Source organism: Tanticharoenia sakaeratensis NBRC 103193, assembly GCF_000963885.1.
In the GTDB taxonomy this organism is placed as follows: Bacteria; Pseudomonadota; Alphaproteobacteria; order Acetobacterales; family Acetobacteraceae; genus Tanticharoenia; species Tanticharoenia sakaeratensis.
In genome coordinates this window covers 1-11,093 of sequence record NZ_BALE01000029.1, presented here as the reverse complement: position 1 = coordinate 11,093, position 11,093 = coordinate 1, and the positions used below count along the sequence as shown (strand labels likewise).

Genomic DNA, 11,093 nt, shown 5'->3' with positions numbered 1-11,093 from the left:
GGATGCCATGTCTCCTTCCACGCCTCTTTTCGCGCAGTCACGCCCCCGTCATGTCCGCGGGACGATCTCATGCGTCGTGGCGTGTGCGGCGGCCGTGCTGCTGACGGGGTGCCGTCGCGAAGCGCACCACGTGGCCCCGCAGACACCGGTTTCGGGCGGGACAATTGTCTATGCGACAGACCGTGAGCCGGTCTGCCTTGACCCGCATGTTGCGGGCGACATGCCCCAGGTCTTCGTGGCCCAGCAGTATCTCGACTCGCTCGTGGCCATGGACGACAGGGGCCGGATCCTTCCGTGGCTCGCCACCGACTGGCAGATTTCCGACGATGGGCTGAGTTACACGTTTCATCTGCGCCGGGACGTGACATTTACGGACGGCACCCGCTTCGATGCGCAGGCCGTTCGCGCCAATCTCGATCATATGGTCGATCCGCATACGCAGTCTGGAACGGCCGGCGGCTACATCCGCCAGTATCTGCGCACCGACACGCCGGACGACTACACGGCGGTCGTCCATCTCAAATCGCCTTATGCCGCATTCCTTGAAGTGCTGTCGCAGGGTTTTCTGGGACTGGAGTCACCCCGCGCACTGGCGCGCCCGCGGGATGTGAACTGCCAGTCGCCTGTGGGATCGGGGCCGTTCATGGTGCAGCGCTGGGACCACCAGAACGACATCGTGTTCGTCCGAAACCCGGCCTACAACTGGGGCCCGCCTACGGCACTCCATCATGGCCCGGCCCGGCTCGACCGGATCGAGTGGCGTTTCGTGGCCGAGCCGTCGGTCCGGTTCGCCGCACTGCAGGCGGGCGAGGCCGACGTGATCGACAGTCTGCCACCCGAGGCCGAAACACCGGCGCAGCGCAATCGCGACCTGTGGCTCTTGATGGCCGATCGACCCGGCAATCCGACCAACGGGACGCTGAACGTGCGCCGCGCCCCTTTTAACGATGTGCGCGTGCGCGAGGCGTTCGTGCGCTCGGCGGACATACCGGGTGCGCTCGGCAGCGTGTTCTTCCATCATTATCGCCATGCCGGCGGGCCGTTGAGCCCATCGACGCCGTTCTACGACCCTGCGTTCGAACATGTCGGCGATTATGACCCGGCCCGTGCAAACGCCCTGCTGGATGCGGCCGGGTGGACCGGGCGCACGGCGGATGGCATCCGCACGCGCAACGGCGTTCCGCTGATCGTTCACATTCCGGTGCGCTCGAGCTGGCCGACCGCCGACCGCACATTATGGGAACAGGTGCAGGCAACCGCACGGGCGACCGGGTTTCAGGTGCTGCTGGAAAATTCCGACGACACGAGTGTCCTCACGCGGGAGCAGGCGTGGGATTACGACGTGCGTCTGGGATACTGGAACACCGATACGGCGGATGTCCTGCGGATCATTTTCTCATCCGCCTTCCTCGGTCCGCCGACAGGTCATGCCAATCATCAGAATGCCGCCGGTTTTTCCGACCCGCGCTTCGACAGGATCGTCAACGACGCCCTGACGACGACGGATCAGGACCGGCGGCGCGAGCTCTACCGGCAGGCACAGGCGGCCGCCGCGGCACAGTTCCTCCAGATCACGACCTATCCGCAGACGACGCGCTTGGCCCTGTCACGCTCTGTGCATGACGTGCGGCTTGAACCGTCGCTCCACGTCACAACCCTCTATGACGCGTGGGTGTCCCGATGACTGCGCTTTCCCGACGCACATGGCCGTTCGGGCTGATCGCCCGAAAAATCGCACGCCGGCTTGCCAACGCCGTGCTCGTCCTGCTGGCTGCGGCCAGTCTGGCTTTTGCAGCCCTGCATCTGACGCCGGGCGATCCGGTCACGGCCATCCTGGGCGGCGGCACACAGACGCCATCGCCTGAAACCATCGCGGCGGCGCGGCACGAATATGGGCTCGACCGACCGATCAGCGTGCAGTTCGGGCTGTACATCGCCCGTCTGGCATCGGGCAATCTCGGCCAGTCGTTCTCGCAACACATGCCCGTGGCCGACGTCCTGCGCGCCCAGGGCCCAGCGACACTCGCCCTCATGGCATCCGCTCTTCTCACGGCGTGGTTGCTGGCGGTCCTGTCGATCGTGTTCGCGGTAGGTCGTCGGACGACTGCATTCGCGCGCACGACGGAGACGTTCTTCGCGGGCCTGCCCCAATTCTGGCTGGCGATCCTGCTGTTGTGGGCTCTGGGATTCGAATTGCAGATCTTTCCGCCAGCGGGAAACCGGGGACTGCGTTCGCTTGTCCTGCCAACGCTGTCGCTGGCCATTCCACTCGGGGGATTTCTCGCACGCGTCATGCGGGATTCCTTCGACCTTGCGCTGCATGAGCCATTCATCCTGACGGCGCGCGCCCGTGGCACGCCGGAATGGCTGATCCGTCTGCGTCATGCGCTGCGTCATGCGCTCCTGCCCGGCATCAGTCTGTCGGCCTGGGCTGTGGGCGCACTGGTCGGCAATGGCGTGGTCATCGAAATGATCTTCTCGCGGCGCGGCATCGGCCGGGAATTGTTTCTCGCCGTCATGACGCACGACATGCCGCTCGTCTCGGGCATCATCCTGTTCATTGCCCTGGTTTATATCCTGGCCGGGATCGCGACGGATGCGCTGTACGTCGTCGTCGATCCCCGCCTGAAAGCGACACGCTCATGACCCGGCTGAAACGCGCAATTGCGCTTCGCGAGACAGGGCCGGCGCTGGCGGCATTCTATCTTGCGATCCTGCTCGTCGCCGTGATTGCACCGCAGGTGCTGACGCAGACCGATCCGATGGCCATTGCCCCGAGGGCCGCATTCGCCCCTCCTTCGTTGCATCACCTGTTCGGCACCGATGAATCCGGTCGCGATATTCTTACGCGCCTGATCTATGGCGCCCGCCAGTCGCTCCTGCTTGGCGTGAGCGCCATCGCCCTGGCCCTGCTGATTGCAACGACGCTTGCTCTGATCGGGGGCCTGGGCGGCCGTATGGCGGAGCGCGGCATACGGTGGCTGATCGACGTGATGTTCGCATTTCCCGTCCTGGTTCTTGCACTTTTATGCAGCGCCACACTCGGGAGCGGCATCGTACCGCTGGTGATTGCCGTCGGAATCGGGTCTGCCGCGGGCTATACGCGCCTCGTGTTCGGGCAGGTGCTCGCGGTGCGCGATGCGCCTTATGTCGAGGCAGCCCGCGCACTGGGCCATAGTCCGTTCAAGATCATCCGCCGACATATCCTGCCCAATGCGGTTCGTCCGCTTGTCGTGCTCGCAACCATGGGTGTGGGCCAGATGGTGGTCTGGTCGGCGTCCCTTTCCTTTCTGGGTCTGGGTGCCCCACCGCCCGCGGCCGAATGGGGGACGATGCTCTCCATGGGGCGCGATTACATTGCCGAGGCCTGGTGGATGACACTGTTCCCGGGTCTTGCCATCGTATTGACGATGCTGGCGACCACCGTCGTCGGCCGGGCCATCCAGCTTCGCATGGACGCAGGTGCATCATGAACGCCATTTCAGACATCGGCCGCCAGGATGCGGTTCTTCACGTCGACGGTCTTTCGGTTGCGTTTCCGACGCCGCAAGGCCTCCATACCGTCGCCCGGGACATTTCCTTCACGCTGCGTCCCGGGCAGGTCGTGGCGCTGGTCGGCGAGTCCGGATCCGGAAAAAGCGTGACAGCCCGCAGTCTGATCGGACTAGCCGGTGCGAATGCCGGGATCTCGGCCCGCCGGCTTACGCTCGGCACGCGGAACCTGCTGAATCTGGCGCCATCGGACTGGCGTTCGCTGCGCGGCCGGGAAATCGGCATGGTGCTGCAGGATGCGCTGGTGGCACTCGACCCGTTGCGCACCATCGGTCAGGAGATCGCCGAGGCCCTGTCCGCGCACCGCTGGGGAAATCGCCGGAGCCGCATACAACGGGTCCATGACCTGCTTAAAGAGGCCGGCATGCCCGATCCCGCGCTGCGTGCGCGCCAACGGCCGCATGAGCTTTCCGGCGGCCAGCGCCAGCGTGCACTGATCGCCAATGCGCTCGCCCTGTCGCCGCCGCTTCTCATCGCGGACGAACCCACGACAGCTCTTGATCCGACCGTGCAGACGCAAGTCCTCGACCGCCTGCTGACATTGCGCAGAAACGGGATCGGCATTCTTCTCATCAGCCACGATCTCGGCTTTGTCGCACGCCTCGCCGATCATATTCTCGTGCTGCAACATGGCAACGTCGTCGAACAGGGCAACGCCGCACGACTGCTCAACGCCCCTTCACACCCTTACACCCGCGCATTGCTGGAGGCCGACCCGCTGCGCCGTCCGGCGCGGGCGATCCAGCCCGCCCGGACTGCATCGCCACTTCTCTCCGCGCGCAACCTCTCGGTCCGCCGTCCCGGCCCCGATGGCATGCTGCGTGATCTGGTATCGTCGGTCAGCCTCGATCTGCATCCGGGCCGGACTCTGGGCCTGATCGGAGAATCCGGCTCGGGCAAGACGACGACGTCACGGATCATCACTGGCCTCATGCGGCCTGATCAAGGGTCGGTCATATTCAAGGGGCAGGCCTGGAACGGCCCCGAACGCAGCATCACCGAGCGGTCACGTCGCCCCCTGCGCCGTCATATGGCAATGATCTATCAGGACCCGCTGGGCTCGTTCGATCCGCGCTGGACAGTTCACGACATCCTTGCCGATGCAGTGGAGGCAGCCGGCAGACCGGTCACAGGCGAGACAGTTACCGCTCTGCTCGACCACGTGCGCCTGTCGGCGGCAATCGCCGGCCGGCGGCCGCGCACATTGTCCGGCGGCCAGCGTCAGCGCGTCGCCATCGCACGCGCGATCGCCTCCGACCCTTCGGTGATCGTATGCGACGAACCGGTCTCGGCGCTGGATCTGTCGGTGCAGGCGCAGATCCTGGACCTTCTGGATGCGCTGCAACGTGAACTCGGCATTGCCTATCTTTTGATTTCGCACGACATGGGCGTCATTCGAAGGATGTGCGACGACGTTGCCGTCATGCAGGCAGGCCGCATCGTCGAGCAGGGACCGGCTGAAATCGTGCTCCGAACGCCAAGTCATCCGTTCACCCGCGCCCTGTTGGAAGCAGCGCATGCCTTGTCGGCACCGGCTGACAGCCACCACATTGTGGAAACTCGCGCGATCTGACTGAGAATGCCCGAAGCGCACTGAACCTTCTTCCCTTTGGGAGAGATGATGTGCAGGCCTGAGCATGATGACCCGACAGAAGCGCCTGAAGGCTGCCTTTGTTCGGTCAGTCCCCGCATCTCTTATGTAAAACCGGATGGTCCCAACAGGGAACTGCGCCATTCGGAATGGCTTGAATAGATCTGTCAGGAAACGCTCTTCGCCACCGAAAGGTCAAGCCCTGCCTGCCAGTCGATGCAGCAACTTTATCCGGCGTCTGTCTTCGGAACCTGCTGTTTGAAATCCATCATGTGTCCCGCGCCGGGCCGGATTCGTGCGAACAGGGCACATCGCATCTGTCGTGAAGACATCAGGGTTTTCATGATCGTGGCGGACGCAAAAAAAAGGGTCACGCTGCGACGTGTGACCCTTTGTTCCGGTGCGTCTGATCGGCGCTTACAGTCCGATCGACAGTCCCGCAAAGACGCCGAAGCCGTCTCCAGGCTGCATGACTGCCAGTTGCTGTCCGGCCGCCTTGTAGCCGGGTACCACGATCGACGCATAATGCTTGTTGGCCAAATTGTTGAACGAGATGAACACCTGACGATGTTTCTTCGGCCACTGATAACCCATGTTGGCGTTGAAGATGTGATAGGACGGCGCGTAATACGTATTGTCGTAGGCGCCTGAAACCTTGGATGACACCTGTGCATTGAAAGCGGCATAGAAACCGTTTTTCAGGTCCAGATGAATCTCGCCCTGATAGAAATGCGCGGGAATGCCAGGCAGCTTGTTGTTGCCGAAGACCGCGTCGTGATTGAAGCGGAAATCCTGATACGTATACGCCTGCCGAAGACCCAAGGCTCCGCCGGTCCACTTGACCAGATCCGTATCCAGGGAGGCTTCCACGCCCTGATGGGTCGTGGGCGACGCGTTCGAATAGGTCGCGTTTCCATAGAGCTGGGAGAGCGGCGTCATGACGGACAGAAGCTCGTTATGAACGGCGGAATGGTAGTAGCTCAGGCTCCAGTGATTGCGCAGCAGGTCCCCGCGCGTGCCGACCTCGAACGTGGTCGCCGTCTGGTTCTTGAGGTCCACGCCGCTTGAATTCAGCCCGCTCGCCAGGCCGCTCGTATAGACATTGCCGGACAGCAGCTGCCAGTCGTTCGGCGGCTGGATGCTGCGGCTGACATTGCCGTAGAGGGTGACGTGTGGCGTCACGACATACCGGAATCCGGCGCGCGGCGTGAAATTGACCGACGATGTGCCGGTCCCGCTCTGTGTCGGATACCAGACATTGGTCGATCGCTGGATGAAGTCGAGCGCCCCCGCGGCCGTGATCCAGAACCCGTGGAACGCCTCGAAATTATTGCTGATGTGGAAGTAGTTGTCCGTGCCGCCATAGCTCGTGTGCCGCACGATGGTGCCGGTCGGCACTCCGGCGAACGAACCTGTGCCGACGCGCGTACGGTTCGTCGTCCACGCCTCCAGGTCGGTATAGGTATCGAGGCCGAACGTCGTCTGACTTGCATGGCCCCAAAGGGTATCGTCGCGCTTGTAGCGCAGAACACCCGCGACGGTCTTGTAGCCCCAGGCTGCGGATGTGGTTCCTGTCTCGATATCGATCGGCGCGTCCTGATAATCGAAACCGACCTCGACCTTCGAGCGATCGTCGATGCGGATCGTCGTCATGTCACCATACCATTTGGTGCCGGGCTGGATGCGCTTCGATTGCAACGTAACGTAGGTGGACTGCGCCTGTTTCGGATTGGACAGGATCTGGTCCCGCGTCAGATAGCCGGGATAGCCATTTTCTGTCTGACGATAGCGGAAATAGATCCGCGTCGAGATGTTGTCCGTGAAGCGATAGCCGTAATTCGCCTCGACACCGAAACTGCTGGCCGCCGTCTGCTGCTGATAGCCGCCGCGATAGGATTTCGTGATGCTGACATAATAGTCGGACTTGCCGAGCACCTGCCCGGAGCTGACCTGCTGCTTGTTGTAGCCAAAGCTGCCAGCCTCCGCACGGACCTCGAACGGGCTCGCGTCATAACCCGTCTGCGAGACATAATTGATCGCGCCTCCAAGTTGCAGGCCGCCATAATCAAACGAATTCGCTCCCCGCAACACTTCCGTGTAACGCAGTCCCAGCGGCTCGAAGAGTTCGTAAGGCGTGCCGGCCGGCGTCGTGACCGGCAGACCATCGAACATCATCAGGATGCCGGACCGGAAATAATTCGTCCCTGTCTGGATACCCGATCCACGGATGGACAACCGAAGCCCATCCCCGCCGCCCGAACTCTGGGCAAACACGCCGGGCTGGAACGCCAGCGCATCGGCATTGGTGAAATTACGACCCTTCAGAACCTGCTTCGCGTCGATGACACTCACGCCGCCCGGCACGCTATCAAGCGCGTGTCGGGCGACATCGGCGGCCGAGCGCCTGCGTGCGGATACACTGATGACTTCGGGACGCGACACCGGATGCGGCTTCGATCCAGGGCTTGCAGCGGATGCGACGGGATGATGGCGAACAGGCGCCTTGCCCTGGCCCGAAACCGATTGGGCACAAGCCTGATCGACGCAGAAACCCAGCATCGCCAGCCGCCATGCGCGGGCTGCCTTTTTCGTTCGGCGCTCCACTGCCGAGACATTATTACCGTGCTGTCGTCCGATCGGTGTCACTCAGAAAATCCTCAACTGGCCTCACGCCCCGAAGCCCGGTTCCGGCCAGAGCCAGGGCACGGGTTTCACTCTTTCGGGGCGTCATAAAAATCATCATACGCATCATATAACACTTATTCATAGTGTGATTCTTGATATGCACTTATGTTCGCAAGGAATTGTGCATAGCTCCTCATATATTACGATATGTTATGTTGTTTTTTGGCCACAGGCTGATGCTTACGAGGCCGCCATTCGATGGTGTGGCGAGTGGCCCGTCAGCAGATCGCGGGCGGTGACTGGACGGCCCTGCCCTTCCCTTCTCGAACGGAATTCAGCCCTCTATGGTGGCGAAAAGCAAAGCTGGGCGGGAGACAGGCAGAGTCCTGGCCTTCATGAAGCCCACGATATTTTGCTTGCGCTGAATGACGAAAACCAAGTCGCCCTCTGTTTTTATCGTGTCGTTGGATTTTCGGTCAGGGCGATCAGCTTTTCCTACGTCAGCGTTACGGCGCAGAGTGCAGTTGGCGTCACATCGGCACGTCGCTTGTCGGCAGGGCGCCCCATCATGCAGAGCCAGGGACGGCAAGCCTGCTGGCCAATTCGTTTCCCCGTTATATCACTTTATGTATTGGTGGTTTATTGGGTCGGCATATATTGCACCAATTCCGTGCCTTACGTTTTCGATCGACTCTCGATCGCTGCTTTGAAAAAATTGCAAAATGCGTTTGCCGCATCGGCAAGGATGCATTTTCGGCAGGAGCGAGACCACCATTCCGGCGCGTCAACACGCTCACCGGCAGCGTGTCCGGCCTTAGTGGCAGACAGCACTCTGTCCGGCATGAAGCACCAGGTGATTTTCAATGGCTGCCGACGAGCCACGTCCGGAGCAGCGAGACGTATGACTGGGCCGCATTAATCAGCGTCCTCATTTGCCAGAAGGGCCCCTAAGTCCATCTGGCTGCACTTCAATACGCTTTTGAACCGTCTGCCAGCTTTTCCTCACATCCAGATCGCTGGTGCCCTGACCCGTTACAGGGCGGGTGGGTTCCTTGCCGTGCATGAGGGTTACTGCCAATGGCGCCCTGTCGGGAAGGGGCATGACGGGAGCACGGCTCAGCGTAAGCTCGTTCCGGAAGAAGATTATCATTCCAGTCCAAAAGCATCCACCGCGACAGATTCGCGTCACATATCGTTTCAATCCGGTGCCCACCTCAAATTACCCTGCACCGGTCAGGTCTGCTTAAATGGACCTCCTGAAGGTAAGTTGATCGGAGTATGAGGCCGGATGCTGGAAGACCGCGCATGGCATGAAGCATGGGATGCCCTCCTGCCCGTGCTCCGCTCATCAGATCGCATCCTGTTGCCGGCGGGCTCCTGGCCGGAAGCGCCCGTAAGCACGGTGCGCCAATATGCAGACCGGATCGACATTGCAGACGCGAACATCCTTCTGCTTCACAAGGCGCGTCTTGGCACGCTGCCGCGGCAGGATCTGGCACGCGTCTGCGCGGAATGGACACTCATCTATGCGAACGACGTCTTTGTCTGTCTCGCGCGCGATCTTCCGTCTCCGTCCTTCCTACGACGGCGGACATATCTCAAGCACTTCAGACCGGTCCGATATTATCTGGAACCGAGGTCGTTTCGTCGGACGAAACGGACGATCTATTTCGTCCACATTCCCAAAACGGCAGGAACGACTGCGTGGGATGCCATTACACGCCCGGTGAAAGCGAAGATATACTACGACAGCAATGAGGCATTCCGCGCCAACCCGCCTGCCCCCCACGAATACGACATCGTCGGCGGCCACGTCTTTCGAAGCACGTTCGAACAGGCGTCCGACCGGAAATCCACGATTGCCTGCATCCTGCGCGACCCTGTCGCCCGGGTTCGTTCCGCGTTCCTGCATGCACGGCGCCGGGCAGAAGATCCATCCACCTTTTCTCCGACCATGAGGCTGATGCGGGACCTTCCACTTGCGGAATTTCTCGAGCACCCGGATGCGAAGGTGGAGGCCAACATGCAACTTCTGATGCTGGGCGCACCGTCCCGGCGCATCGATATGGACGTCGACAGCCCTGAATTTCAGATACGCGCACGCGCCGCCATAGACTGTCCCCGCAATATCATCATGACCACGCCTCAACTCGAGACTTTTATCCGTCATATGCGCAAGATGCTGGGCGTGAGACCGCTCAAAGGTCCATTGCCGCGTCTCAACAGCTTCAATCCGGAAGAACAGAGGCGCGATCTTGCGGAGTTCGAGAGCCTTTCGGATCGTGTCCGCACGCTGGCGGCTCCGGAATACGATCTTTATCGCCGCCTTGAGCGCTCTGCGGACGCTGAGAAGCGGTTAGCGACAGATTTGCCTGCTGGACAGTTCACTCCCAGCTCCTGACCGTCCATTGACGCGGACCAAATGTCGAGCGCCAGGCAACTACGAGCTTACTTCGGATACATCAGCAGAAGCACCAACGCATCACTCTCAGAGATGGAATTGGTGAGGCAGGCACTTTGCACTGATTTCTCGAAATCAGACCGTTTATTTTTTGCATTCTCCTCGAATCGACGGACTTCAACTGCACTATCCACGATTCTCGGCACATCACTCGCGGTTGTCATGTCACTCATAGGTGGCCTCACGCTTGTCTATACCTATGTTGTCGACCTTAATGACCAGAATCAAGCAATTTTTAACGTTATATTACCATTAAGTTCGGCGTGGACGGACATATTACCCGATTTGTTCGTCAACATCCGCATCCGGCCAGCCGCCTATAACCACCTCCCAGCCGCCCCTCCCCGGGCGGCGTTTTTATTGGAGGCCGCCATGGGCGACCCGATGCGGTGCCCGGCATGATCCGGCGCGCCCGCAATTTCCTCCGTACGCTGATCCGGCGCGAGCACTGGTGGGCCGAGGCCTGGTCCGGGCTGATGCTGGCCTCATTCGGGGCCGTGTCCCTGATGGCCCGGCCAGAGCACCTGCACGCGCTGCCGTCCACGCGCTGGTGACGCTGGTGACGCCGCTGATGCCAAACGGGATCTGGCAGGCCATCATGGCCGCAAGCGACGCTTTCCAGATAGTTACGCTGCTGGCGGACTCGCGCTGGCGACACTGCGCGGCGGCCCTTCTGGCGGCCTTCTTCTACGCGTGGATCACCGAGAACCAGATCCTGTTTTCATACGGCCTGCACCTGGTGATCCTGCTCTCCGCAGGCTGGATCGGCGTCAACATGTTCGCCGTCAACCGCGCCATCGGAGGGCTCCGATGACATGCCGATCAACCAGATCTGGCCGGTGCTCCTGCCGTTCCTGACCCAGC

At 61.3% G+C, this 11,093-nt stretch carries 8 protein-coding genes; 7 read left to right on the top strand and 1 reads right to left on the bottom strand.

Annotated features, from left to right (window positions below; translation table 11 throughout):
- Positions 1 to 7 precede the first annotated feature (7 nt).
- The 4 genes from B8446_RS10280 to B8446_RS10265 are packed head-to-tail and all read left to right on the top strand — an operon-like array spanning position 8 to position 5,125.
- The gene (locus B8446_RS10280) at positions 8 to 1,684 is read left to right on the top strand and encodes an ABC transporter substrate-binding protein (RefSeq protein WP_084712255.1); all 1,677 of its coding nucleotides are present in this window, start codon (positions 8 to 10) and stop codon (positions 1,682 to 1,684) included.
- Positions 1,681 to 2,646 (top strand): ABC transporter permease, encoded by a 966-nt coding sequence (locus tag B8446_RS10275; RefSeq protein WP_048849314.1) that lies wholly within the window; start codon positions 1,681 to 1,683, stop codon positions 2,644 to 2,646. Before B8446_RS10280 ends, B8446_RS10275 begins: the two co-directional genes overlap by 4 nt.
- Positions 2,643 to 3,473 (top strand): ABC transporter permease, encoded by an 831-nt coding sequence (locus B8446_RS10270; protein WP_048849312.1) that lies wholly within the window; start codon positions 2,643 to 2,645, stop codon positions 3,471 to 3,473. Before B8446_RS10275 ends, B8446_RS10270 begins: the two co-directional genes overlap by 4 nt.
- Entirely contained in the window at positions 3,470 to 5,125 is a 1,656-nt protein-coding gene (locus B8446_RS10265) for a dipeptide ABC transporter ATP-binding protein (protein WP_048849310.1), read from the top strand. The genes B8446_RS10270 and B8446_RS10265 overlap by 4 nt, the downstream gene beginning before the upstream one ends.
- A 435-nt stretch (positions 5,126 to 5,560) precedes the next feature.
- Here B8446_RS10265 and B8446_RS10260 read toward each other — a convergent pair whose 3' ends face one another.
- On the bottom strand, positions 5,561 to 7,702 hold the full coding sequence (locus tag B8446_RS10260) for a TonB-dependent receptor family protein (RefSeq protein ID WP_084712254.1): 2,142 nt from the start codon (positions 7,700 to 7,702) through the stop codon (positions 5,561 to 5,563).
- 1,354 nt (positions 7,703 to 9,056) lie between these two features.
- On the opposite strand from B8446_RS10260, the gene B8446_RS10255 reads away from it, so the two are divergent.
- From B8446_RS10255 to B8446_RS10250, 3 genes are all read left to right on the top strand, one after another.
- Entirely contained in the window at positions 9,057 to 10,169 is a 1,113-nt protein-coding gene (locus tag B8446_RS10255; protein WP_048849308.1) for a sulfotransferase family 2 domain-containing protein, read from the top strand.
- A gap of 458 nt (positions 10,170 to 10,627) precedes the next feature.
- Complete coding sequence (locus B8446_RS16250; protein ID WP_158507562.1) at positions 10,628 to 10,783, top strand: hypothetical protein; 156 nt, start codon at positions 10,628 to 10,630, stop codon at positions 10,781 to 10,783.
- A gap of 5 nt (positions 10,784 to 10,788) precedes the next feature.
- Positions 10,789 to 11,043 (top strand): hypothetical protein, encoded by a 255-nt coding sequence (locus tag B8446_RS10250; RefSeq protein WP_148505947.1) that lies wholly within the window; start codon positions 10,789 to 10,791, stop codon positions 11,041 to 11,043.
- The last annotated feature ends 50 nt before the right edge of the window (positions 11,044 to 11,093 follow it).